Source organism: Halomonas sp. TD01, assembly GCF_923868895.1.
Taxonomy (GTDB): Bacteria; Pseudomonadota; Gammaproteobacteria; order Pseudomonadales; family Halomonadaceae; genus Vreelandella.
Genome location: NZ_OV350343.1, coordinates 218,778 through 242,213, shown reverse-complemented (window position 1 = coordinate 242,213; position 23,436 = coordinate 218,778). Strand labels below are relative to the sequence as shown.

Here is a 23,436-nt window from a genome sequence, read left to right as displayed (position 1 = left end):
CAATCATAAGCCGAGTCGCTGAGGCATGGCATGAAACAGACCAAACAGAGCGCCCAAACGGCGACCATACGTGAAATAGCCCGGCGGGCCGATGTATCCATTGCCTCGGTTAGTCGGGCGCTAAATGGTAAGCCTGGGCTAAGCGATGCGTTGCGGGAAAAAATTCTCACCATCAGCCGTGAAGTGGCGTATCAACCTAGCGCAGCAGCCAGGCAACTGATTAGTGGTAAAGCTGCTGTAGTCGGTATTTCCTTGGGGCGTCAGGATATCGAGCTTCGCCCCTACTATATTTTGCTGTATCAGCACTTAACCGTGGCACTGCACCAGCAGGGCATGGTGCCGATCTTTTTCCACCACGATCAAACTGCCGAGCTTCCCGAACGGGCGGGCGCGGCTATTCTACTGGGTGAAACCGCCGAGGATGAGCGCCCCAGCTTGCTAGAAAATGCCAGCGTGCCTTTTGTACGTATTGGCAACCCAGGGCAAGGATTTTCGGTCGCACCGGATGATGCTCAAGGGTTTTATGAAATGACGCACCACCTCATCGCGCAAGGGCGTCGACAGCTCGCCTTTGTTGGCGGTGAGTTGGAAATACCGCGTCCTCACAGCCGTTTAGAGGGGTACCGACGGGCGCTTGATGAAGCAGGGCTTTCTGAGCAGTTGATTAGCCTGCCGCACCGCTTTAGCTCAGATTCACTAACCAGCTATCGCTATTTAAATCGTTTGTTGGCGGATACATCAAACGGCCAAACGCTGCCATTTGATGCGCTAGTATGCGCCACCGACGAGCTGGCGCTGGGCTGCGTCGCTGCGCTAGAAGACAGGGGAATCGACGTGCCTCACCAAGTCGCAGTGACCGGCTTTGATGACCTGCCAACCCTTGCCACTGGGTTAACCACCATTCGCCAAGATATTGCAGCGATTGCGGCAATGAGTGTGGAGCTGTTGGGCGAAGCGCTAGCAAACAAAGCGCCCCGGCATGTATCGCTGCCGGTGACGCTGGTACTGCGGGAAACAGGTTGAATTTTCATATGGGCTACTGAGACTGCTTTGAAAGCGGCAAGCCAGGTAACGTTTTCAAGAATGAAGGCCAAGTATTTATTTCTTCCGCATCAACACTTTATTCACATAGCTTCCATCCTGGAGGCTTTCGACTGTCATTTTGGCCATTTCAGTTTCCATTTCACCCTTTCCTGCTCAAGATATGCCTCGACCAGTTCTGACGCAATGTGGGTGTCAGCCAGGATGGCCGCGCCCACCCAGTTGGCGGGGATTTTGTTATCAGTACTATGTCGCTCGGCGTAATGCTTCTCGACAGTTGAGTAGCACTCCTTTCCACTGTCATTACCCTCGACTTCTTCTATCAGAATGCAGCGAAAAAGGAGTAGTGAGTCATTTCTTGGCGCAATGTCAAAAGCGCTTTCCACATCACGTAGTGCGATATCGTAGTTTTGTCGGTAGACGGCAACCTGAGCTCTATTGAGCAGAGCTTCATGGTTGTTGGGATCTACTTCCAGCGATTGTTCGATCAGTTTCTTGGCTCTATCCAGTCTTGCGCTATTTTCTTCTGCTATTCCGAAGGCCACTTCTTCGTTGGCTTGTCTTTGAAGATCGATAGACTCGACATTAAGTTTGTGGTCTGTGCTTTCTTGGCAAGCTGAAATTAAAACGGAAATTGGCAGAATAAGGAGTAATGTCTTAATCATGTCATTTCTCTACTACTTGGATAGAAGTCGTCTTGCTGGTACTAGGTGGTATTGGAGTAACTCTCACCGTTAATATAACTTCGTTCAATTAGGATAAGACTATCGCTGAATTAATTGGCTGAAAAAAACAATGCATCGACCGATAAGACAGAGCAACACCGCAAGAATCCCGAAGATAAATAGGGACGCAAACAGCCATCCAAAAAATACGGAAGTGATGGCCCCGTACTGGTACTCACAGGAAGACATATCGGTTGTGTACGCGCAAAACTCCCCTTGGGGATTATGATCGAGTGCCACATAGACCATCAGGGTCGCAATAATCAAGGCAAGAGTAATCGAAATAAGTAGGCATATCACTTTGATGCGCTGTTTATTCACTTCTGCTTTCCCATAGCTCTTGATCGTAGATGAACTTCACTCGGGCACCGTAATCATTTACATGTTCTGCACCAAGAGCATTGTAGATACTAGCGACCTTTTCGATGCTGGAAGGTACAACTCTAGCTTGAATCCTTTTCAGCAGGACTGCAGAAACATAGATGTTAGGGTATGGATAATTGACAACCTCATACCGTGTGAAGCCCGCCTCATCTGCGATGGGCTTCCAATATTCGTAGTTTATATTCATGGGCCGGAATGATGTATTCCGTGGGTGAATCCTGTCGTAATAACCATGGGTTGTTTCAATGTACGCGATGGCCCTCAACAGTTTTGTGTCTACGCCTACCTCTCTGCCAACTTCTTCGAATGCTTGCTTGTTTTCATTAACTTCCTCGAACGCATTGAGCGCATACCATGGTTCTTTTCCAGACGTGTTCGGATTGTCCTCGATCTCAAATATTGCTGGTGTGTCGTTGACAATGCTCTCCCATCTATCTTCTGCCATATTAACGATGGGTGGCTCCTGTTCATCTCTCAAAACTTGCTCGCTAGCGCCACCTTGAGCTGATTTTTCACCTAGGTTATTGGCCCGAGGGGAACCGTATTCATTATTGATGTCGTTAGGCGGCTGAATGCTAGACAGAGATGAAGTGTTTGCCCCGCCTGAAGGTTGGCCAGTGACAGCACTGGAGGCTGCGATTACCGTTCCGCCACATGAAGTTTGGCTGCCATGAATGGCAGCCGCGGCACCTTCAATGGTGTACCAATCCAGGCCGGTGACGATACTGTCGCCGCAGGAACTGCGGTCGCCAACGCGGGCGGCGGGAACACCGTCAATAAAGGTGGTCGAGGCCGCACTGACAATGCGGTGAGGGCCTCCCTTACAGGGGCAGGCAACTTGGTCGCCGAGCTTCGCTTGTTCCATAGCAGTATTACCTTCCTGAAAGCCACTAAAGCGTGCTTAAGTGGCTGCTCGTCTGAGGTTTTTAAATGGTTTGAGTGATTTAAGCTGGCTAACATATCAGGCTCGTATTGGGGGAGTAAATACTTAAAATTGTGTAATATTAATACTTTTAAAAGATGATTTTACTACCAAGATAAATACTATTTAAGTTTCAAAAGCATAAAAAAACCGAGCAATTATTTGCTCGGTTTTTTTATGTTTTATAGTAAAATTAAGATTGATGCGACGGCAGTTGCTCGGGGCCGAAGGCATCGGGCAGTAGTGTTTCCATAGTGTAGGTTTTCAGCACGTCGCCCTGGTGGGAAAGCACCATAATTTGCGTTTCTGGGGTGGCGAATTCACGAATGCGCTGACGGCAGTCGCCACAGGGTGTGCACAGGTGCTCGCCTGGGCCCATCACGTACACCTTGGCCAGCTCGCGCTGGCCAGCGGTGATCATGGCGGAAATCGCCGAGGCTTCCGCACACAGCCCTTTATAATGCGCCACTTCCACGTTACAACCAGCAAATTGCTGGCCATCTGGGCACTCCATCACCGCTGCTACCGGATGATTGGAGTAGGGCGCATAAGCGTTGCCCAAGGTGGTCAGCAGCGTGTCAACCAGTGCCTTATCAGCTTGGCTCATGGCGTTATCCTCATAATGGCTATTAGGCCTTAGCGGCGTCGTCGCGCAGTACTGTATCCAACGCAATCGTCATCATGTCGTTGAAGGTGGTCTGACGGTCGGCGCTGGAGAGCGAGTCGCCTTTCAGAATATGGTCGGACACCGTGCAGATGGTTAGCGCGCGAGCACCAAACTCTGCTGCAACGCCGTAAAGGCCTGCCGCTTCCATTTCCACACCCACGATGCCGTAGCGCTTGAGCAGTTCGGCCATGTCGGTCTGCGGGTTATAGAACAGATCCGCTGAGAAGATATTGCCGACTTTTACCGGCACATTCTGTGCCTTGGCAGCTGCTACCGCGTGGCTTGTTAGCTCAAAGTCAGCGATGGCCGAGAAGTCATGGTCATTAAAGCGCATGCGGTTCACTTTGGAATCCGTGCAGGCTCCCATGCCGATGACTACGTCACGTACGTTAACGTCGTCGCGCACTGCGCCGCAGGAACCTACACGAATAATCGACTTAACGCCGTAGTCGGTAATCAGCTCTTTGGCATAAATTGACACCGACGGAATTCCCATGCCGTGGCCCATGACCGAAATTTCGCGGCCCTTGTAAGTGCCGGTGTAGCCGAACATGCTGCGTACATCGTTCACCTGACGAACATTTTCCAGGTAGGTATCGGCGATGTACTTGGCGCGCAGCGGGTCGCCGGGCATCAAAACGGTATCCGCGAAATCGCCCATTTCAGCATTGATATGTGGTGTTGCCATAAAACGCTCCTATCTAAAAAATGATTGGCCCGAACAACCCTAGGCGGGGGCGCTGTAAACCCTTCCCTGGGCGCTACTTTCGCCATCCTTGGCGAAAGACCCCCGCTACGGGTTGATACTGGCCTTGCACAATAGTGTGCTAATGATTTGTCATCGGCCTTTAAGCCGCTTTAGGTAAAAAACTCTTGCCGTCTTCCATCGCTTCAACGGCGAAGAAGGCGGCTAATGTCTGGCCGATATCGGCAAAGGTGTCGCGCTCGCCTAGCGGGCCGGGGGCAAACCCTGCGCCATGCACCATTACCGGCACGTATTCGCGGGTGTGTTCGGTGCCTTCCCAGCTGGGGTCGCAACCGTGGTCGGCGGTGAGCAGCAACAGGTCATCATCGTTCAGTGCGGCAAGCAGTTCCGGCAGGCGGGCATCGAAATGCTCAAGCGCGGCAGCGTAGCCCGGCACGTCGCGGCGGTGGCCGTAAACCGAGTCAAAATCAACAAAGTTGGTCATGATCATGGTGGTTCGGTCACTGGACTCTTTAGCGGTGCGTGCCACTTCGGCGAGCGTGGCTTCCATCAGGGCGTCGTGACCGCTGGCTTTGACCTTATGAGTAATGCCGCAATGCGCGTAAATATCCGCGATCTTGCCAATCGAGACCACTTCGCCGCCCGCATCTGCCAGTTTCTGCAGCACGGTGGGGCTGGGTGGCTCAACGCTGTAGTCGCGGCGGTTGCCGGTGCGGGCAAAGCTTGCGCTGTCATCGCCGTTAAACGGGCGGGCAATCACGCGGCCAATGTTGTAAGGCTCGAGAAGCTCGCGCACGGTTTCGCAAAGCGTGTAGAGGCGCTCTAGGCCAAAGTGCTCCTCGTGGGCGGCAATCTGAAACACGGAATCTGCCGAGGTATAAACAATCGGCTTACCGCTTTGGACGTGCTCTTCGCCCAGGCGGGCGATGATCTCGGTGCCGGATGCGTGGCAGTTACCGATTACGCCGGGCAGGCTGGCTTGTTGAACGATTTTTTCTAACAGCTCGGTGGGAAAACTGTCGGTTTTATCAAGAAAATAGCCCCAGTCAAAGCGCACCGGCACACCAGCAATTTCCCAATGGCCGGAAGGGGTGTCCTTGCCGCTGGAAATCTCTTTGGCGTGGGCATACGCGCCTTTCAATTGAGTTGGCAGGCTAACACCTTCGGCAACGTTTCCCGTCGCATCGCGGTGGGCGTGGAACAGACCTAGCGCCGCCATGTTGGGCAGTTTCAAGGGGCCTGAGCGCTCAGCAGTATCGGCGTCACCGCGGGCGCAGGCGGCTGCGATGTGGCCCAGGGTGTCAGCCCCCTGATCGCCGAATTTGTCAGCATCCGGGGCGCTACCAATCCCGAAAGAATCAAGTACTAATACAATCGCACGGCGCATTAGGCTTCTCCTCGGAAGGTTTCTTGAAGCAGTGTGTCCGCAGCGGCAGCCTCTTCGCTAAGGGTCATGGCAGCACGCAATTGGGCAGCGGCACGGTTGGCCGCGTCTTCACTGCGGGCGTGAACGATAGCTAGCGGGCGCTGACTATCGACGCGGTCACCAATTTCGACAATATCGCTAAAGCCGACGCTGTGATCGACGCTAGCGTCGTTGCGCAGGCGGCCACCACCCAGCTCGACCACGCTCATACCGACGGCACGGGTGTCGATGCGCTGTACGATGCCACTCTGCTCGGGGTACACCGGCTGAATGACCGGTGCGGTGGCTAAGTAGCTATCCGAGCGTTCCATAAAGTCGGCGGGGCCGCCCAACTCGCGCACCATCCGGGCGAAGACCTCGGCTGCTGCACCTGATGTGAGCGCTTTTTCCAGCTTGGTCAGGGCTTCTTCACGAGAGCTTGCCAGTTTGCCAGCCATCAGCATTTCTACCGCGAGCTCACGGGTGACCTGCATGATGCGGCTGTTAGCACGTTCGCCGCGCAACAGGGCCAGGGTCTCGACGATTTCGACCGCGTTGCCGGCGCAGGGGGCCAGCGGCTGGCTCATGTCGGTGAGCAGAGCCGTGGTCGGCGTGCCGGCCTGGGTCGCCACGTTGGCGATGCTCTTGGCAAGCTCGCGGGATTTTTCCGGCGTAGGCATAAAGGCGCCGCTACCAACCTTAACGTCCATCACTAAGGCGTCTAAACCGGAGGCCAGCTTTTTACCCAGAATAGAGGCGGTAATCAGCGGAATGGATTCCACGGTGGCGGTCACATCACGCACGCCGTAAATGCGTTTATCGGCGGGGGCCAGGTTGCCGGTTTGGCCGATAATCGCCACGCCGGTAGATTTCACCACGTTGCTAAACCGTTCTGGCGCTGGGTAGGGGTCGTAACCGGGGATCGATTCCAGCTTGTCCAGGGTGCCGCCAGTGTGGCCAAGTCCACGACCTGAAATCATCGGCACAAACGCGCCGCAGGCGGCGACCCAGGGGCCGAGTACCAACGACACTAGATCACCAACGCCGCCAGTGGAGTGTTTATCGACAATTGGGCCGGGCAGGTTGAGGGAATCCCACTGCATGACATGGCCGGAGTCGCGGGTCGCCGTGGTCAGTGCGACCACTTCTTCACGGCTCATGCCGTTTAAGAACACCGCCATGGTGAAGGCGCCAATTTGGGCATCGCTGATGCGATCATCGGCAATGCCCTGCACGAAGGCTTTGATCTCTTCCGCAGGTAGCGGCTGGCTATCGCGCTTCAGGCGAATCAGTTCCTGGGGCAGGAGAGCGTGATGAGAAGCGGTAGACGACATTTTAGTAGCCTCCATTAGTAGTGGAGAGCGGAGCGGCCTGTGAAGCGCCACTTAGCGTGTTCAATAAATTACCCAGCAGACTGGAAGCGCCAAACCGGAAGTGCTCAGGCGTTACCCACTGCGCGCCCATAATGTTAGTGGCAAGTGCCAAATAGTCGGCGGCTTCTTCGGCGGTGCGAACGCCACCTGCGGCTTTAAACCCGACATCTTCACCGCTGGCTTTAATCGCGTTGAGCATAATCTCAGCGGCTTCCAAGGTGGCGTTCGTTTCGACCTTGCCCGTCGATGTTTTAATAAAGTCAGCGCCGCCCTCAATGGCCAGTTCACTGGCACGCTTGATAAGCGCGGGATCTTTGAGTTCGCCTGATTCAATGATGACTTTTAAGCGTGCTTGTCCGGCGCAGGCGGCTTTACACATTTCGACCAGCTCAAGGCCGGTTGCTTCATCGCCTGCCATCAACGCGCGATAGGGGAAAACTACATCGACTTCATCGGCACCGGAAGCGACGGCGTCGCGGGTTTCACGGGCAGCGCCCATGATGTCGTCACCGCCGTCAGGAAAGTTGGTAACCGTGGCAATTTTAACGTGGTCATTGAGCTTGTGAGCGGTTAGCGCACGCTGCGCGGTAACCACAAATTGTGGGTAAACGCATACCGCTGCCGGGTTGCCAAAAGGCGTTTTAACCTGCTGGCACAGCGCTTCAATGGTGCTATCGGTGTCGCTGTCGTTCAGGCTCGTCAGATCCATGAGGGTGAGTGCTTGGCGGGCGGCTTGGATGATATGGGCTTGAGTGTGCTGAGAAGGGGCAGTCGCAGTCATGGAGTTCTCACAAATTAATAAAAGACAGAACGGGCACTGCGTGAAAACAGCAGCGCCCGTTGCATAGTATCGTGCTCGCTGCGTTAAGCCGTGGCGCTACTCAACGCAATAAAGAAGCCAGCAATTGAGGCCGACATTAGGTTAGAGAGTGTACCGGCCAATACGGCCTTCACGCCAAAACGAGCAATCTCTTTGCGGCGAGTAGGAGCAATACTGCCTAAACCGCCTAGCAAAATGGCAATGGATGACAGATTGGCAAAGCCACATAACGCAAAGGAAAGAATTGCCATGGTGTGTGGTGTCATCATCTGACCCGTGGCGGCCACTACCTGTTCCCCATCAATGTAGGGAGCCAGGTTAATAAAGGCCACAAACTCATTCACCACCAGCTTTTGACCAATAAACGACCCTGCCAGCGTGGCTTCTTCCCAGGGAACGCCAAGTAAGAAGGCAAGCGGTGCAAACAGCCAGCCGAGGATAAGCTCAAGGCTGAGCGATTCAAAGCCAAACCAGCCGCCGATGCCGCCCAAAATACCGTTAATAAGAGCGATAAGAGCAATAAACGCCAGCAGCATGGCACCGACGTTGGCGGCAAGCTTCATACCTGACGTAGCGCCCGCTGCGGCTGCATCTAATACGTTGGCGGGTTTGTCTTCCTGCTCTTTAAGCTCTTCTTCTACTTTAGAAACGCTGTCGCTATCGGTTGCGTCTTGGGTTTCAGGCATGATCAGCTTGGCAAACAGCAGGCCACCCGGTGCCGCCATAAAAGAAGCGGCGACCAAGTACTCCATAGGAATCCCCAGCGCGGCGTAGCCCGCCAGAACTGAACCAGCCACTGATGCTAGGCCACCGCACATCACTGCAAATAGCTGAGAAGGGGTCATTCGGGCGATAAACGGGCGAACCACCAGCGGCGCTTCGGTTTGGCCAACAAAGATGTTTGCCGTGGCTGAAAGCGATTCGGTACGTGAGGTGCCAAGTGCTTTTTGCAGCGCGCCGCCTAAAATCCGAATGACCCACTGCATGATGCCGATGTAATAAAGTACCGCGATGAGTGACGAGAAAAAGATAATCACTGGCAGTACTTTTATGGCAAAAACGAAGCCAACGTTGTCGACATCGGCTAAGCCGCCAAACAGAAAGCCGATGCCGTCATTGGCGTAGACTAATACTTGGCTAACGCCTGACGAGATAGCTTGTAGCACCGCTTGGCCAAATGGCACATAAAGAACAAATGCACCTATACCTGCCTGAATGGCAAACGCGCCGAGCACAGTACGCAGCCGAATCGATTTACGGTCGTAAGAGAAGATTAGTGCGATGGTTACCAGCGTAACCATACCTACCAGGCTCATGATGAGGGTCATGTGGGTACCTTCCGAGCGAGTGAAGTGGGGCGATTACAGTAAGTTTAGCTTTACTGAGTAAATCATCGCATTTTGGTAAGCGTCCGGGGTACCCAGCTTATTCTCTGAGTAGCGATACTGCACGCCAGTGGTAATTAGCTCAGAAGGGTGCCACCACAAGCTAAGCGCGCCGTTGGTGCCCACACTGCCCGCTTTATCGCCTACGTAGTTCTGCTCCAGGTACTCGTCATCACGGCCAAAGGTTTGTTCATGCCAGTTGGTGACACTGAAGTTCTGGTTGAGCGCTGAGAAGTCATAACCTGCTACCCAGCCTGCCATAAAGCCATTCATGCCAGTATAGCCGTCGCTCTGCACGCGAGCTGCGCCAATAAACGGTTTGAACCATAGGCCATTGTCGAAGGTCGTGCGGTAGCCAAGACCGAGAATTTGATCCTGCTCGCGAGCGTTGAAACCATAATCGCGGAAGTCGTACAGATGCGCGTAGATCGATAGCGGGCTGTCACCTAAATAAATGTGCGAGGTAATTTTGCCCGCGGTACGGAAGTTATCTTTACCGCCGCTTGATTCGTCAAACTGGTCGTTCGTCGGGTTCTCGAAATCGAAGAAGCCGTAGAATTCGCCCCAGCTGTAACCTACGCCGCCTTCGATTTCTACAAACGTGAAATCGCTTTTTGCTGCGTTATTAGCGGTACGTGCTTCAGTGCCGTTTGACCAATCCAAGTAGTTCACTGACACATTGGCAAATGACCAAAGGGGAGTCGTCGGTGACGCGAGGGTGTCGTTTGCTAACGCTGGCGTTACCAGCGCAGTACTTGCCAGTAAAACGCCAGCGCCAAGCGTGACGAAAGAAAAACGAGAAGGAGTTTGAATAGTCATGGAAGCCTCAACAGGTTTGTTATGAGTCGTGTGGGCTGGCGTTAATGTTAAAATTATAACATTGAGTGTTATTTTTTTAACGTTGATTTGCAAGTATTACGACATCAACGTCCTTTGGATGTGATATGACTCTCAAATAGTCGAATGATGGTGTCTGACAGTGGAAATAACGCAAGGGCTGGCTCAGCATAGGCTTCGAATACTTGCTAACCGCTGATAGAAAAATAACGTCTGAACTTGGGACTAAAGGAGAGATTTGCCATGAACGACCGAAGCGCTCAGCGTTTGGCAATGTTGCAAGAAGCGCTAGCCAGCGGGGGAACATTGCATCTGCGTGATGCTGCTGAGCTGTGCGGCGTTTCTGAAATGACGATCCGTCGGGACGTTACTACGCAGCCTTCGGCGATTAGCTTGTTGGGCGGTCGGCTGGTCATGGCAAACTACCCTGGCGTAACGCCGGTGTACGACCTAACCGAGCAGCAGGCGAGTCACTATCAGGTTAAGCACCGTCTCTGTCAGCGGGTTGCCAGCTTGATTGAGGAGGGCGACACGCTGTTTATTGACTGTGGTTCAACACTGATTCCGTTGCTTAGCCAGCTTAGCCATTTCCGCGAACTCACCGTGGTGACGTATGCCCTTAACGTGGCTAACTCAGTGGCCACGCTGCCCAATGTTCGGTTAGTGCTGCTAGGTGGGTTGTTTTACGCTTCATCACAGTCGTTTGGCAGTGATGGTATGCGAGCTGCTATTGAGCGTTTAGGCATTAATAAAGCACTGATCTCGGCGGCGGGGGTGGACTGCGAACGGGGCGTTAGCTGTTTCCATTTTCACGAAGTGGCTCCAAAGCAGGCCGCTATTGCGACTGCCATGCAACGCCTGTTGATTGTTGATGCCAGTAAATTTGGCTTAGTGCGCCCAGCCTATTTTGCCGCGTTATCCGATTTCGATATTGTCGTGACTGACGATGAGCACGCACCTAAATTACTAGACTGTCTTCCTCAGGCATCGCTTAGCGTGACAGTCGCTTAACATATTTTTGAGCCCTCAGGGTGCGGCAAAGCGCCTCTTTCTGATTGACCCAGATCAATAGAAAATACTTTAGTCTTAGTTTATGCACGCATGGCGTGTGCTGGCTATGGCTCGCTACCAACCCCCTTCGGTAGCGCATATTTTTCCCGGAGCAACGCATACGAACTCACTGTTCTGGGAAAAGTATGGGGTGTTAGTTAGCGCGCTATTTAGCTAGCTATTAAGCTGGTCATGTAGCGCGCTGTTTTGGACAACTCTCTGACGAGATCACACCATGCAACGACATACCCTCTGGCGCAGGCGAGGCACATTTGTGCTCGTCGTATTGTGCCTGTTGTTAACGGGCTGCAGTTCTGCATTGTTGGATCCCAAGGGACAGATTGGCGTTGAGCAACGCTCGCTAATACTGACCTCCTTTGGGCTGATGCTAATTGTGGTTATTCCGGTGATAGTGATGACGCTGCTGTTTGGTTGGCGTTATCGGCGCAGCAACCGCAACGTTGCTAAATACCTACCTGATTGGGCGCACTCTAATGCGATTGAAGTCGCGGTATGGACAGTGCCTTGCTTGATCATCGCTGTATTAGCGTTTCTTACTTGGAAAACCTCTCATAGTTTAGATCCCCATAAGCCAATCGAAAGCGATACCGCCGCGATGGAAATCCAAGTGGTAGCGCTGGACTGGAAATGGCTGTTTATCTACCCCGAACAAGGCATTGCCAGCGTTAACGAACTGGCCTTTCCTGTGGATACGCCGGTGCGTTTTCGGGTTAGCTCCGGCTCGGTGATGAACGCGTTCTTTATTCCTCGCCTGGGCAGCCAAATCTACGCCATGGCGGGTATGGATAACGACGTTCACCTGATTGCGGACGACGTCGGCGTTTATCCAGGCCGTTCCACAAATTACAGCGGTGCTGGCTTCTCAGGAATGACCTTCGATGCTCACGTTACCACCCCTGAAGACTTTGAGACGTGGGTTGAAAACGTGCGGGCTTCCAATGAAATCCTGTCCTATCCCGAACGCTATAGCGACTTAGCCAAACCGAGTGAATACCACCCGGTCGAGTACTTCTCTGAGGTATCCCCGGCGCTCTATACGTCGATTCTAACCAGCTTTCATACCGGTGGTAGCGGGCACGGTGGTCATGGCGACCACGCTCACCACGCTGAAACCGTCAGTGATACTCACGATAGCCACGGCGAGTCTGGCGAGCTAGAAAGCGCGAGCGCTACCCATCATCAGGCCGCGTTTGGCCACGTTACCAATCAGCATGCTAGTGAGGATCACGCGATGAGCGGCCATCCCACAAGCGTTGAAGCGGGGGGTTAAGCATGTTTGGAAAACTGACGTTAGAGTCGATTCCGTATCACGAACCGATCATTATGATCGTTGCCGCCATGATGGCGATTGGCGGTGCTGCGCTTATCGGCGCATTAACCTATTACCGAAAATGGGGCTGGCTGTGGAACGAGTGGTTTACCTCCGTTGACCACAAAAAGCTCGGTATTATGTATTTTGTGGTTGCCTTGGTGATGCTGCTTCGCGGCTTTGCCGATGCCATTATGATGCGTACCCAGTTGGCTATGGCTGCTGGTGGGGCCGCGGGTTACCTCCCTCCTGAACACTATGATCAGATCTTTACCGCCCATGGCGTGATCATGATCTTTTTTGTCGCGATGCCGATGGTCATCGGCTTGATGAATCTGGTGGTGCCGCTGCAGATTGGCGCACGCGACGTTGCTTTTCCTTTCCTGAATAACCTGAGTTTTTGGCTGTTCGCGGTGTCCGCGATTCTGGTTAATATTTCCCTAGTAGTAGGGGAGTTCGCCAAAACTGGCTGGCTCGCTTACGCGCCGCTTTCGGGGATAGAGTTTAGCCCTGGTGTGGGGGTCGATTATTGGATATGGGCGTTACAAATATCTGGCATAGGTACGACGCTCACCGGGATTAATTTCTTTGTCACGATCCTGAAAATGCGCACCAAAGGCATGACCATGTTCCGCATGCCTATTTTTACCTGGACATCGCTTTGTGCCAACGTCCTGATTATTGCCTCTTTCCCGATTCTTACCGCGACTATCGCGCTGTTAACCCTAGACCGCTACTTCGGCATGCACTTCTTCACCAATGATTTTGGCGGCAACATGATGATGTACGTCAACCTCATCTGGGCCTGGGGTCATCCGGAAGTGTACATCCTGATCCTGCCAGCCTTTGGCGTCTTCTCTGAAGTGATCGCGACCTTCGCGCGTAAGCGTTTGTTTGGTTACACCACCATGGTATGGGCCACAGTGGCGATCACGCTGCTGTCGTTTATTGTCTGGTTGCACCACTTCTTCACCATGGGGGCTGGGGCTAACGTCAACGCCTTCTTCGGCATTATGACGATGATTATTGCCATTCCTACTGGGGTGAAAGTATTCAACTGGCTGTTCACTATCTTCCGCGGCAGCCTGGAACTGACCTCGCCGGTGCTATGGACCTTAGGCTTCATTATTACCTTTACCTTAGGCGGTATGACCGGCGTGATGCTGGCGCTACCTGCGGCCAACTTCGTGCTGCATAACAGCCTGTTCGTGATTGCCCACTTCCACAACGTGATTATTGGTGGCGTGGTGTTCGGCATGATGGCGGGCTTAACGTACTGGTTTCCTAAAGCATTCGGTTTCACGCTTAGCGAGAAGTGGGGCAAGCGTTCATTCTGGTGTTGGTTTATTGGCTTCTACGTCGCCTTTATGCCGCTCTATGTGTTGAGTTTCTTTGGTGCGGTGCGCCGCATGCAGTCCTACACAAATCCGGAATGGCAGTCGTGGATGATTCTGGCCTGGGTGGGGGCGGTCATCATCATGATGGGCATTGCCTGCACCATTATTCAGTTCTGGGTGAGCATTCGTGATCGCAAGCTGAATGCCGATGTGACTGGCGACCCATGGGATGGCCGTACATTGGAGTGGTCAACTTCCTCACCAGCACCGTTCTACAACTTTGCCCGTTTGCCAGAAGTTGGCGATATCGACAGTTTTTGGTCGCAAAAACAGCGTAGCAACGAGCAGTTGGATGAAGCGCCTTATACCGATATTCACATGCCTCGTAATACCGTGGCAGGGCCGGTTATCAGCTTGTTTGCCCTGGTGCTTGGTTTTGCACTGGTATGGCATATCTGGTGGTTAGCCGCCGTCGGCGCGCTTGGCGTAGCCATCAGCTTCTTAGCGCGTGTTTTCAACGATGACATCGACTACTACGTGCCCGCCGCAGAAGTGGCTCGGATTGAGCGTGAGCACCAGCAGCGCAAAACCACGCCGCCCACCAGTGACTCAACTGATAGTAAGCAAACAAACTATGCGGAGGCGCGAGCGTAATGGCTACCGATACCTTACACCATGGCGCAACGTCTGAGCCCCACGAGCACCATGATGCTAGCGGCACCAAAGTATTCGGCTTTTGGGTCTACCTAATGAGCGATCTGGTGATCTTCGGATCACTGTTTGCTACCTACGCCGTGCTCATGAAGGGCACGGCGGGCGGCCCGACGGCGGCAGATATTTTCGAGCTGCCTTTCGTGCTAGTCGAAACCTTCTTGTTGCTATTTAGTAGCTTTACTTTCGGCATGGGCGTGTTGGCCATGAATGCTGAGCGTGTTGGCCAGGTAAAGGCATGGTTAGCAATAACCTTCCTGCTGGGCGCGGCGTTTGTTGGCATGGAACTCTATGAGTTCCAGCACTTGATTCATCAAGGGTATGGGCCGGATCAGAGTGCATTTCTCTCGTCATTCTTCACCCTGGTGGGTACTCACGGCCTACACGTGACCGTTGGTTTGGTATGGATTCTCGTCATGTTGGTGCAGCTTTCTACCAAAGGGCTAACACCGATGACTCGCCCCAGAATTCTGTGCCTAAGCCTGTTCTGGCACTTTTTGGATATCGTTTGGATCTGTGTTTTCTCGTTCGTTTATTTAATGGGAGTGCTGTGAGATGAGCCATTCTTCATCTAATTCAACTTCTTCCCATGGCAGCGTTAAATCGTATGTGACTGGGCTTCTGCTATCTTTAGTGCTAACCGTGATTCCATTCGCGGTCGTTATGAGCGGTGCGCTAAGCATCGCCACGACGGTGGTCGTTATCGCAGTAACAGCCGTGCTGCAGATTTTGGTTCAGCTGGTCATGTTTATGCATATGAACACCAAAGCCGACGAAGGGTGGAACGTGATGTCTTTCGTTTTCACGCTGACGATACTTGTCTTGGTGGTAGGGGGCTCTTTATGGATCATGCAGCATCTGCATCTCAACATGATGATCGGCTAACGGTGGTGCCTAGCCGTTGGCGTGACCTGCTCGCGCTGACAAAACCAGGCATTATTGGCGGCAATCTCATTGCGACCTTAGGTGGTTATTTTTTAGCCGCCCACGGTACCTTTGATTGGGTCACGTTTAGTACGGTCATGTTGGGTATTGCACTGGTCATTGCGTCTGGTTGTGCCTGTAACAACGTTATTGACCGTGATATTGATGCTTTGATGGCGCGTACGCGCCATCGCCCTTTGGCCAAAGGACGTATCTCTATTACTCAAGCATTAGGCGTTTCGGCGCTGCTTGGGGTAGCGGGCGTAGTGTGTTTGGCGCTGGGCACCAACGGCTTAACCGTGGCATTAGCGGTGATTGGCTGGGGTGTTTACGTTGGGGTGTACAGCCTTTATATGAAGCGGCACTCTGAGTACGGCACGTTGGTGGGCAGCCTTTCTGGGGCGATGCCGCCGGTCGTTGGTTATTGTGCGGTGACGGGGCAGTTTGATAGCGGTGCTTTCATGCTACTGGTTATATTCTGCCTTTGGCAGATGCCGCATTCGTATGCCATTGCGATTTTTCGCTATGCGGATTATCGCCGGGCATCGATTCCGGTGCTGCCGGTGGTGCATGGTATCAAACGGGCAAAACACCACATTCTGGGCTACATCGTCGCGTTTATTCCCGCATCACTTGCCTTGGTGCTGGCGAGCAAAGCGGGCACAGGATATCTGTGCGTTGCATTAGCAATGGGCGGTTACTGGCTGTACTTAGCGCTGTGTGGTTTTCGACTGGGTGATGACGTGCGTTGGGCCAAAAAGGTGTTCGGTGTATCGATTCTGACGATTACTGCAATGAGCTTAGTGATGGTGCTAGAAGCCATGGTGCCGATGTGGGCGTGATGCTTTGCCGCTCATTTAACGATGAAGCCTGATGCTAAACCTAAATACCCCGAGCAATCTGCTCGGGGTATTTTATTTACTTAGGGCACGCTATTTTTGCTAATAATTTTGCTAGCTATCGAATGCCATTAATCGTTATCTTGTTTTTCTTGAAATATGAGATAAAAGAAAAAATAAAAATAAAAATATTGATAAATAGTTCAAGGTAAAAGTATGCTGCATACCACTGGCTGTTGTGCCGTTCATAATACTCTAGGTGAGCTATATGGAATATCTCGTCATTGATTATAAAGTCTACTTCAAGTAATATTAAAATAAAAATTATTACTACATATGGCCAAAATGCCCAAGGTTTCCTTATTTTAGATACAATTAAAAAAGCAATAATTAAGATAATCGAAGTTAATAAAATATCTTGAGGTGTTCTTACTTTGTCTAGAACTTCAGCATGTGCTAATGATGAGTGGATAGTGCTTATAAAAACAACCAATAATTTCATGGTAGCACCTCTACAGGAATGGATGTGATTGACATTCTGATAATTTTTTTTAAGGTGTCAGTATTCTTATCGCCTAGCAACCCTCCGCCTATATCAATGCAGCCCGCAGAGCCTTGAATGGAGCCACCATGAAGGAAAAAATTATCCCTACCGTATAGATCAAATTCAGATCCTTGTTTTGGGTAAAGTCTAATTCTCCAGTCCCCCCAGTCTCCGTGCCTTAGATTTCGGTAAGTTCCTCTTAGTAGTCCTGGGTCGCTTAAGTCCTCTTTTTTTATTACGTAGCTTCCCACTGGTAAAGGGCCTTCCCATGAAGCTCTTTGACATTCAATAGAACTGTTATTCAAACACCTGCCGTTACCCGTTGTGGCATCCATCGTCATAGAAAAGCTGGGCGTGACAATAAATAATTTGCCTAATGAAATGTGGGATTCTAGCCTGACAACCTGCTGCGCGACAACTTCAACCGGAGTAGTTTTTTCATTGCTTGTTGTGACTAGTTCTCCTATTTCTGTTGAAATACCTTCATCAGTTAGTTGAAGTTCTGTATCGCTCATAATGTTTTATCCTCTACTATTAATATTATTTTTATTCTTTCAGGAGATTCATGGTCTTGGACTAAGTGTGTTAAACCGTCTTTGTCAGTTTGGCCATGCTCTTTTATTCCATTGTGACGCACTATGGCATAATTTTGATATGAAAAAGGAATGCCTCGAGGATCGAGGATCCTAATTTTTTCATTATATTTATTTTTTATAATGCTATTTGAATTTGAAAATGAGCTTCTTATGCTGTTGCCAGGTATGCCAGTCTTGCTACTAGAGTTAGCAATAACCTTTCCCCCGCACGATGTGGTGCTGCCATCTATAGCCACAGGCTGACCGTCAACAAGAAACCAATTTAGACCTGATGTGATAGTAGCACCACACGAACATTTATCTCCCACTCTAGCTACCGGCATACCATCCAGGATGCTTGAGGGGGATCCCATTACTATTTTGTGGGGGCCTCCTTTGCAGTTACATGCTAAGAGGTCGCCCACTTTTGCTTGTTCCACAAACCATCTCCTTCTGCATTACTCCGTCCATAACGATATATAGCACCCTTCAATATGTTAAAAATTAACAAAAGAATGGTGTTGTTCTCAGCTTTCTCATTACATTTAATTTTAAATAAATTGCAAGGTAAATGGTCGAGCCTGCTAATTAACATATCTTAATTATTTACGATGCTGGATTTAAATAACAAAACGCCCCGAGCAGTTCATTTACTGTTCGGGGCGTTTTTATTAGTGCGTATAAAGAGTAGCTAGTGGCCTAGCTTTCCCGTTGGCTGGCTTGAATCGCGGTGAGTGCAATGGTGTAAACGATATCGTCGACCAGTGCGCCACGGGAAAGATCGTTCACTGGTTTGTTCAAACCCTGCAGCATTGGGCCAACGCTGACCACACGGGCACTACGCTGTACGGCTTTGTACGTCGTGTTGCCGGTGTTCAGATCGGGGAAAACAAACACCGTCGCCTTGCCCGCGACAGGGGAGTCGGGTGCTTTCTGCTTACCAACGCTTTCAATGGCGGCCGCGTCGTACTGTAGTGGACCATCGATCGCGAGGTGCGGGGCGCGCTCTTTGGCGATGCGGGTGGCTTCGCGCACTTTATCTACATCCGCGCCGGTGCCAGAGTCGCCAGTGGAGTAGCTGATCATGGCGACTCGCGGTTCAATGCCAAACGCTTCAGCGGAGCGGGCGCTTTGTAAGGCGATTTCCGCTAGGGTTTCGGCGTCGGGGTCAGGATTCACCGCACAATCGCCATACACCACCACCTGCTCAGGCAGCAGCATAAAGAAGATTGATGATACCTGATTATATTCCGGTGCCGTTTTGATCAACTGAAACGCTGGGCGCACCGTGTTGGCGGTGGTGTGCACGGCACCTGATACGAGACCGTCGACTTCGTCTAATTGCAGCATCATAGTGCCCAGCACTACATTGTCCTGGAGTTGGGCCTCGGCGGTTAGCTCGTTCAGTTTGCCGCGGCGACGCTCTACCATCGGGCTGATATAGCTGGCCCGGGTGCTCTCAGGATCAATAATCGTGAGCGAATCCGGCAGCGTCAGGCCGCGATGACGGGCAACGCTTTCGATATCTTCACGCTTACCGAGCAATACGCAGTCGGCAATGCCACGCCGCTGACACACAATCGCGGCTTCAATGGTGCGCGGCTCGTCGCCTTCAGGCAATACAATGCGCTTCTTGGCTTGCTGGGCAAGTTTGACGAGCTGATGGCGAAACGCTGATGGGGATAGACGGTGGATGTAGCCACGGCTGAGCTTGGCTTTAAGCCACTCTAAATCCATGTGAGCTGCGACATAACGTGCTACCTGCTCAGCTCGTTCGAAATCGTCCATGGGAATTTCGCTGCTCAACTGGCTCAGGTTTTGCGCCGTGGTCAAGCTGTCGGTTTCCACTGCCAGTACAGGTAGGCCGGTTTTTAGTGCCGGGCGACACATTTCAATCATATTGTCGTTAGGCATGAAACCATTCGTGAGCAGCACGCCCGCTAGCTGAGTGCCGTTCATGGTTGCTAAGGCTGATGCCAGCATCACGTCGTCACGGTCACCAGAGGCGACAACTAAACTGCCCGGTTTGAAAATATGCAGCGCATTGGCAGCACTTCGTGCGCACAGGCTAGTAGAAAGCACGCGACGACTGGCGGCTTCCCCTTCATTGAGCATCTTGGCATTCAGCGCTCGCGCGACATCTAAGGTGCGCGGTGCGCTTAACGTATTGCTGTAAGGCACTACGCCAATCAGGTGAAAGCTGTCTGTTGCTAGCGCTGGCGAATAGCGACGTAGTTCATTGAGTATCGGCTCTTCAAGATGGGGCTTAATCGTGCCGGGTGCTGCAGAAAGGTCGTCCTCCTGACCATAAGGCAGGTTTTTCATGCGCATTAAAATGCCGCCAAGCGTGCGGCTGGAGCTAACGCCACCAAAGCTTCTAGCATGCATGTCCAGCTCTTCGGCAAGTCGCTGCGGCTCGTTTAAATCGCCAGTGCCGACCAAAATGATTCGCGCATTAAGCGCATCTGCCAACTGGGCATTGGTTTGGGTGGCGTAGGTGGTATGTTGGGTAGGAACAACACCTTCTACTACCACCAAGTCTAGAGTACTGCCGTCCCGATAGGCTTGCTGGGTGACCTGCTCAAAGAGCTCAACGACGTTTTCCATCAGCTCATCGGTTTGATCATCGCGCAGTAAACGTTCTAGCCTTGCCTGGGAAATAGGTGACGGCGGGCGTTGGTTTAGCGTGCGCGATACCAGAGCCGTTGAACGATCTAGCCCTGGGCCGTTCAGCTCATTTTGCATAAATGGCTTTAAAAAACCGGCTTTCAGGCCGATGGTATCCAGTGCTTGAATTAACCCCAGGCAAGCGGAGGTTAGCCCGGCCCCCATGCTGGTTGGCACCAGTAATATGGCTTGGGGTTGCTCGGCGGAGTTGTTCATTTAGTCGTCTCCACACAGTGGCGGGTTTCCATGGCAATACGCCCCTCTTCATCAGTTGGAATTACCCACACTTCGGGGCCATTGTGGCCAGCGTTGTCCAACTTGCCTTCTTTGCCGCGAATAGTGGCTTCGTTAGCCACGTCATCTAAACTGAAACGGAAGTGGGACAATAGTGCCAGTACGTCACGGCGAACGATTGGTGAGTTTTCGCCAATGCCACCGGTAAAAATAACGCCATCGAGTTGAGGAAGGGCACAGGAAAGGGCGGCCAGCGATTTAGCAATTCGGTAGCAGAATACCTCTAGCGCGAGTTTGGCACCTTTGTGGCCGGCCAGGGCTTGGTCTTCTACTTCACGCATATCATTGGTCAGGCCGGAAAGGCCCAGTAAACCGCTCTGCTTGTTGAGTACATTATCGATCTCATCCAGTGACCAACCAAGCTGGCGGTGGAGGTGAGCGTGCAAGCCAGGGTCAACATCGCCGCTGCGGGTTCCCATCACTAAGCCTTCTAACGGCGTAAGCCCCATGCTGGTATCCAGGCTTTGATTGTTCCATATGGCACTAGTAGAGCAGCCGTTTCCCAAATGGGCGGTTAACCAACCACCTGCACCGCGGCTACTTAATTTGGCAGCACGCTGACTGACATACGCATGACTAGTGCCATGAAAACCATAGCGACGGATGCCGTGCTCGGTGTACAGAGCTTCCGGTAGGGCGTAGCGGTAGGCACGAGGCGGCAGTGTCTGGTGAAAGGCCGTATCAAACACGGCTACCTGAGGTAAGTCTGGAAAGACGTGTCGGGTGGCGGCAATACCAGCCAAGTTAGCCGGGTTGTGCAGTGGTGCGAGTGCTGCTGTCGTTTCTATCGCGGCTATAACGCTATCGTCAATCATAGCTGCCTGGGTGAAGTGTTCGCCGCCGTGAACAATGCGGTGCCCAACTGCGCCAGGTACTCGACCTTCCAGGCGCTTTAGGATAGCGCTTAGCGCTTCAGCGTGATCAGCATTGGGCAGCGCTTGGGTAAAGCTTTCACCCACGCTGTTCTTACCTTTTAAACGAGCTTCGCTACTGCCTAGACGTTCTGCTAGACCAGCTAAGCGCGGTGCCTGAGGGTCTGAATCAATCAACGCATATTTAATAGACGAAGAGCCGCAATTAATGACCAGCACCGGTGTGTTCATAACAACCTTTGTAAAGTAGTTAGCGTAAAAGAGGGGTAGACCTTAGTATAACATGCTGCGCTGCAGGATATTAGCGCGCTATTTCGTTAGCCTTCATCATAAAATGTCGTCATCCTGCTTGTTAATCTACTGATCGTGAGCCGTTTTGTTCCTATGCCTTCTACGTCGTTACCAACGTTACTGCCTCGCCACCTAGCCATTTTGCTGATGATGTCGGTGGCTACCATGTTCGCAGCCAACCACGTTTCTGCGCGGCTAGCGTTTGATAACGGCACTGGCTTGCTGCTTGCGGTACTGATGCGTTCAGGTGTGGCGTGTCTGATTTTGCTGACGCTGGTCGTGGTTCAGAAAAAGCGGCTTTGGCTTCCGCCCGGCACCTGGCCATGGCAGTTGGCAGTGGGTCTTCTGATTGCCATCCAAAGTGTCAGTCTTTATTCAGCGGTAGCACGTTTGCCGGTGGTCATTGCGCTGCTACTGGTTAACACCTTTCCTATTCAATTAGCGCTATTAAGTTGGGCGCTGGGCGGCCCTCGGCCTTCGCTGCGTAGCTGCCTGATTATGGGCACTATTTTAATCGGGCTGTTAGTAGTGCTTGATATACCGAGCTGGATCGCAGATGCCGATGCCATGGGGCCGGAGTGGTTAGTCGGCATCGGGTTTGGGTTAAGTGCTGCCTTTGCGTTTGCCTGTGCGCTTTGGGTTACTGAGCATCGCTTGGCGAGGGTTGGCAGCACGTTACGTAGCCTGCTGACCATGCAAACGGTATTTATTGTCATGATCGTTGGCGGGTTGCTAGGGGCGGTTCCCGGGGGAATGAGCTTGCCCGATAACAGCGCAGGCTGGACAGGGCTAGCGTTATTAGCCTTGCTATACGGCAGTGCCTTTTCCCTGCTGTTTATTTTTGTGCCACGTCTAGACATGGCGCGTAATGCACCGGTTATGAACTTTGAGCCAGTAGCGTCTTTGCTACTCGGTTATATCGTTTTAGGTCAGATGCTTAGCCCTAGCCAATTAGTTGGCGGGGCAGTGGTCGTTTGCGGCATTGTCGTGCTCAGCCTTTCTAAAGGTCGGTAAACAGGAGAGGAAAAAGGAAATTATATGCAAGCTGGGCCAGCAAATTGCGTTCTCCTTAAGTATGAGCCACAATTAAAAAGTGTAAGGAAACACTGTTTTTTAACTGAGGTTTAACTTATGAAGATGACCGTATTATCACTCACCTCCGCTGCCCTTTTAGTTGGTGCAGGTACTTTCGCGGCATCGGCTCAGGCGCAACAACCCTTCCAGTACCCACAAGGATATGTGGGCGGTGATGCCATGTTTTGGAGCTTGAACCCGGATCGGGGTTCATCCCGCGATGATGTTGGCTTGCGTCTCCGTGGTGGGGCACAGTTCAATGACTATTTCGCCTTAGAAGGTCATTTGGGAACGGGTGGTTCAGATGGTGGTGCCGAGCTAGATCACGTCGCTGGTGCCTATGCGAAAGGTATCATACCCATTGCACCTGAAGTGCGTTTGTATGGCTTAGCGGGCTTCACTGAGGTTGATATTAACAACGACCGTGAAAGCGGTTTCTCCTATGGTGCCGGTGCGGAGATGGATATCAGTTCTAATGTATCGGTAGGCGCTGACTATATGCGTTACCTGGATAAATCTGCCTATGATTTTGATGCTGCCAGTGTAGGCCTAAAGTACCGTTTTTAAGTCAGTAGCCTAGTGCTCACTTAATCTACCAACAGAAATACAGCCCTATCGCTAACCGTGGCGATAGGGCTTTTTTATTGTGCTGAGCAAAGGGGC

The 23,436-nt window shown here is 52.1% G+C and carries 23 protein-coding genes; 9 read left to right on the top strand and 14 right to left on the bottom strand.

The features are described 5' to 3' along the window. Positions 1 to 30 precede the first annotated feature (30 nt). On the top strand, positions 31 to 1,023 hold the full coding sequence (locus tag L1X57_RS01180) for a LacI family DNA-binding transcriptional regulator (RefSeq protein ID WP_009722376.1): 993 nt from the start codon (positions 31 to 33) through the stop codon (positions 1,021 to 1,023). A 134-nt stretch (positions 1,024 to 1,157) separates the two neighbouring features. On the opposite strand, the gene L1X57_RS01175 is transcribed toward L1X57_RS01180, so the two are convergent. From L1X57_RS01175 to L1X57_RS01135, 9 genes are all read right to left on the bottom strand, one after another. Continuing rightward, on the bottom strand, positions 1,158 to 1,706 hold the full coding sequence (locus L1X57_RS01175) for a hypothetical protein (RefSeq protein WP_009722377.1): 549 nt from the start codon (positions 1,704 to 1,706) through the stop codon (positions 1,158 to 1,160). 373 nt (positions 1,707 to 2,079) lie between these two features. After that, positions 2,080 to 3,015: a PAAR domain-containing protein gene (locus L1X57_RS01170; protein ID WP_009722379.1), complete on the bottom strand. Its 936-nt coding sequence runs from the start codon at positions 3,013 to 3,015 to the stop codon at positions 2,080 to 2,082. Between the two features lie 250 nt (positions 3,016 to 3,265). Beyond that, positions 3,266 to 3,679 (bottom strand): cytidine deaminase, encoded by a 414-nt coding sequence (gene cdd, locus L1X57_RS01165; protein WP_009722380.1) that lies wholly within the window; start codon positions 3,677 to 3,679, stop codon positions 3,266 to 3,268. A gap of 22 nt (positions 3,680 to 3,701) precedes the next feature. Continuing rightward, positions 3,702 to 4,427, bottom strand: coding sequence for a purine-nucleoside phosphorylase (gene deoD, locus L1X57_RS01160; RefSeq protein ID WP_009722381.1), 726 nt, complete (start codon positions 4,425 to 4,427; stop codon positions 3,702 to 3,704). A 160-nt stretch (positions 4,428 to 4,587) separates the two neighbouring features. Then, complete coding sequence (locus L1X57_RS01155) at positions 4,588 to 5,832, bottom strand: phosphopentomutase (protein ID WP_009722382.1); 1,245 nt, start codon at positions 5,830 to 5,832, stop codon at positions 4,588 to 4,590. Next, positions 5,832 to 7,184 (bottom strand): thymidine phosphorylase, encoded by a 1,353-nt coding sequence (deoA, locus tag L1X57_RS01150; RefSeq protein WP_009722383.1) that lies wholly within the window; start codon positions 7,182 to 7,184, stop codon positions 5,832 to 5,834. The genes L1X57_RS01155 and deoA overlap by 1 nt, the downstream gene beginning before the upstream one ends. Before the next feature lies 1 nt (position 7,185). Continuing rightward, positions 7,186 to 8,004: a deoxyribose-phosphate aldolase gene (deoC, locus tag L1X57_RS01145; RefSeq protein ID WP_009722384.1), complete on the bottom strand. Its 819-nt coding sequence runs from the start codon at positions 8,002 to 8,004 to the stop codon at positions 7,186 to 7,188. Between the two features lie 83 nt (positions 8,005 to 8,087). Then, on the bottom strand, positions 8,088 to 9,371 hold the full coding sequence (locus L1X57_RS01140) for a NupC/NupG family nucleoside CNT transporter (protein WP_009722385.1): 1,284 nt from the start codon (positions 9,369 to 9,371) through the stop codon (positions 8,088 to 8,090). Positions 9,372 to 9,404: 33 nt separating this feature from the next. Next, entirely contained in the window at positions 9,405 to 10,247 is an 843-nt protein-coding gene (locus L1X57_RS01135) for an outer membrane protein OmpK (RefSeq protein WP_009722386.1), read from the bottom strand. A gap of 261 nt (positions 10,248 to 10,508) precedes the next feature. Between L1X57_RS01135 and L1X57_RS01130 the strand changes: the two genes are divergently transcribed. From L1X57_RS01130 to cyoE, 6 genes are all read left to right on the top strand, one after another. Then, a complete protein-coding gene (locus L1X57_RS01130) occupies positions 10,509 to 11,276 on the top strand; it encodes a DeoR/GlpR family DNA-binding transcription regulator (protein ID WP_009722387.1) in 768 nt (255 codons plus the stop codon). A gap of 274 nt (positions 11,277 to 11,550) precedes the next feature. After that, positions 11,551 to 12,606, top strand: a complete 1,056-nt coding sequence (gene cyoA / locus L1X57_RS01125; protein WP_009722388.1) for a ubiquinol oxidase subunit II — start codon at positions 11,551 to 11,553, stop codon at positions 12,604 to 12,606. A gap of 2 nt (positions 12,607 to 12,608) precedes the next feature. Beyond that, a complete protein-coding gene (gene cyoB / locus L1X57_RS01120) occupies positions 12,609 to 14,636 on the top strand; it encodes a cytochrome o ubiquinol oxidase subunit I (protein WP_009722389.1) in 2,028 nt (675 codons plus the stop codon). Further along, positions 14,636 to 15,247, top strand: a complete 612-nt coding sequence (gene cyoC, locus L1X57_RS01115) for a cytochrome o ubiquinol oxidase subunit III (RefSeq protein ID WP_009722390.1) — start codon at positions 14,636 to 14,638, stop codon at positions 15,245 to 15,247. The genes cyoB and cyoC overlap by 1 nt, the downstream gene beginning before the upstream one ends. A 1-nt stretch (position 15,248) precedes the next feature. Next, positions 15,249 to 15,578, top strand: coding sequence for a cytochrome o ubiquinol oxidase subunit IV (gene cyoD, locus L1X57_RS01110; protein ID WP_009722391.1), 330 nt, complete (start codon positions 15,249 to 15,251; stop codon positions 15,576 to 15,578). Beyond that, entirely contained in the window at positions 15,536 to 16,459 is a 924-nt protein-coding gene (gene cyoE, locus L1X57_RS01105; protein ID WP_009722392.1) for a heme o synthase, read from the top strand. Before cyoD ends, cyoE begins: the two co-directional genes overlap by 43 nt. A gap of 115 nt (positions 16,460 to 16,574) precedes the next feature. On the opposite strand, the gene L1X57_RS01100 is transcribed toward cyoE, so the two are convergent. From L1X57_RS01100 to L1X57_RS01080, 5 genes are all read right to left on the bottom strand, one after another. After that, complete coding sequence (locus L1X57_RS01100) at positions 16,575 to 16,958, bottom strand: hypothetical protein (protein WP_009722393.1); 384 nt, start codon at positions 16,956 to 16,958, stop codon at positions 16,575 to 16,577. Beyond that, positions 16,955 to 17,515 (bottom strand): tlde1 domain-containing protein, encoded by a 561-nt coding sequence (locus tag L1X57_RS01095; RefSeq protein ID WP_009722394.1) that lies wholly within the window; start codon positions 17,513 to 17,515, stop codon positions 16,955 to 16,957. Before L1X57_RS01095 ends, L1X57_RS01100 begins: the two co-directional genes overlap by 4 nt. Then, positions 17,512 to 18,015: a PAAR domain-containing protein gene (locus tag L1X57_RS01090; RefSeq protein ID WP_009722395.1), complete on the bottom strand. Its 504-nt coding sequence runs from the start codon at positions 18,013 to 18,015 to the stop codon at positions 17,512 to 17,514. The genes L1X57_RS01095 and L1X57_RS01090 overlap by 4 nt, the downstream gene beginning before the upstream one ends. Before the next feature lie 259 nt (positions 18,016 to 18,274). After that, entirely contained in the window at positions 18,275 to 20,458 is a 2,184-nt protein-coding gene (pta, locus tag L1X57_RS01085) for a phosphate acetyltransferase (protein ID WP_009722396.1), read from the bottom strand. Continuing rightward, a complete protein-coding gene (locus L1X57_RS01080; protein WP_009722397.1) occupies positions 20,455 to 21,639 on the bottom strand; it encodes an acetate/propionate family kinase in 1,185 nt (394 codons plus the stop codon). Before L1X57_RS01080 ends, pta begins: the two co-directional genes overlap by 4 nt. A 153-nt stretch (positions 21,640 to 21,792) precedes the next feature. Here L1X57_RS01080 and L1X57_RS01075 point away from each other — a divergent pair, with 153 nt between their 5' ends. Together L1X57_RS01075 and L1X57_RS01070 are read left to right on the top strand one after the other, a co-directional pair. Next, on the top strand, positions 21,793 to 22,713 hold the full coding sequence (locus L1X57_RS01075; protein ID WP_009722398.1) for an EamA family transporter: 921 nt from the start codon (positions 21,793 to 21,795) through the stop codon (positions 22,711 to 22,713). Positions 22,714 to 22,830: 117 nt separating this feature from the next. Then, positions 22,831 to 23,340, top strand: a complete 510-nt coding sequence (locus L1X57_RS01070; protein ID WP_009722399.1) for a porin family protein — start codon at positions 22,831 to 22,833, stop codon at positions 23,338 to 23,340. The last annotated feature ends 96 nt before the right edge of the window (positions 23,341 to 23,436 follow it).

Bases quoted from the DNA above. Each gene is read 5' to 3' on its own strand.
- cdd (WP_009722380.1), bottom strand. From the start codon at position 3,679: ATGAGCCAAGCTGATAAGGCACTGGTTGACACGCTGCTGACCACCTTG.
- L1X57_RS01100 (WP_009722393.1), bottom strand. From the start codon at position 16,958: ATGAAATTATTGGTTGTTTTTATAAGCACTATCCACTCATCATTAGCA.
- L1X57_RS01135 (WP_009722386.1), bottom strand. From the start codon at position 10,247: ATGACTATTCAAACTCCTTCTCGTTTTTCTTTCGTCACGCTTGGCGCT.
- L1X57_RS01175 (WP_009722377.1), bottom strand. From the start codon at position 1,706: ATGATTAAGACATTACTCCTTATTCTGCCAATTTCCGTTTTAATTTCA.
- L1X57_RS01140 (WP_009722385.1), bottom strand. From the start codon at position 9,371: ATGACCCTCATCATGAGCCTGGTAGGTATGGTTACGCTGGTAACCATC.
- L1X57_RS01095 (WP_009722394.1), bottom strand. From the start codon at position 17,515: ATGAGCGATACAGAACTTCAACTAACTGATGAAGGTATTTCAACAGAA.
- L1X57_RS01180 (WP_009722376.1), top strand. From the start codon at position 31: ATGAAACAGACCAAACAGAGCGCCCAAACGGCGACCATACGTGAAATA.
- cyoC (WP_009722390.1), top strand. From the start codon at position 14,636: ATGGCTACCGATACCTTACACCATGGCGCAACGTCTGAGCCCCACGAG.
- L1X57_RS01155 (WP_009722382.1), bottom strand. From the start codon at position 5,832: ATGCGCCGTGCGATTGTATTAGTACTTGATTCTTTCGGGATTGGTAGC.
- deoD (WP_009722381.1), bottom strand. From the start codon at position 4,427: ATGGCAACACCACATATCAATGCTGAAATGGGCGATTTCGCGGATACC.
- cyoB (WP_009722389.1), top strand. From the start codon at position 12,609: ATGTTTGGAAAACTGACGTTAGAGTCGATTCCGTATCACGAACCGATC.
- cyoE (WP_009722392.1), top strand. From the start codon at position 15,536: ATGGATCATGCAGCATCTGCATCTCAACATGATGATCGGCTAACGGTG.
- pta (WP_009722396.1), bottom strand. From the start codon at position 20,458: ATGAACAACTCCGCCGAGCAACCCCAAGCCATATTACTGGTGCCAACC.
- deoC (WP_009722384.1), bottom strand. From the start codon at position 8,004: ATGACTGCGACTGCCCCTTCTCAGCACACTCAAGCCCATATCATCCAA.
- cyoD (WP_009722391.1), top strand. From the start codon at position 15,249: ATGAGCCATTCTTCATCTAATTCAACTTCTTCCCATGGCAGCGTTAAA.
- deoA (WP_009722383.1), bottom strand. From the start codon at position 7,184: ATGTCGTCTACCGCTTCTCATCACGCTCTCCTGCCCCAGGAACTGATT.
- L1X57_RS01070 (WP_009722399.1), top strand. From the start codon at position 22,831: ATGAAGATGACCGTATTATCACTCACCTCCGCTGCCCTTTTAGTTGGT.
- cyoA (WP_009722388.1), top strand. From the start codon at position 11,551: ATGCAACGACATACCCTCTGGCGCAGGCGAGGCACATTTGTGCTCGTC.
- L1X57_RS01130 (WP_009722387.1), top strand. From the start codon at position 10,509: ATGAACGACCGAAGCGCTCAGCGTTTGGCAATGTTGCAAGAAGCGCTA.
- L1X57_RS01170 (WP_009722379.1), bottom strand. From the start codon at position 3,015: ATGGAACAAGCGAAGCTCGGCGACCAAGTTGCCTGCCCCTGTAAGGGA.
- L1X57_RS01075 (WP_009722398.1), top strand. From the start codon at position 21,793: ATGCCTTCTACGTCGTTACCAACGTTACTGCCTCGCCACCTAGCCATT.
- L1X57_RS01080 (WP_009722397.1), bottom strand. From the start codon at position 21,639: ATGAACACACCGGTGCTGGTCATTAATTGCGGCTCTTCGTCTATTAAA.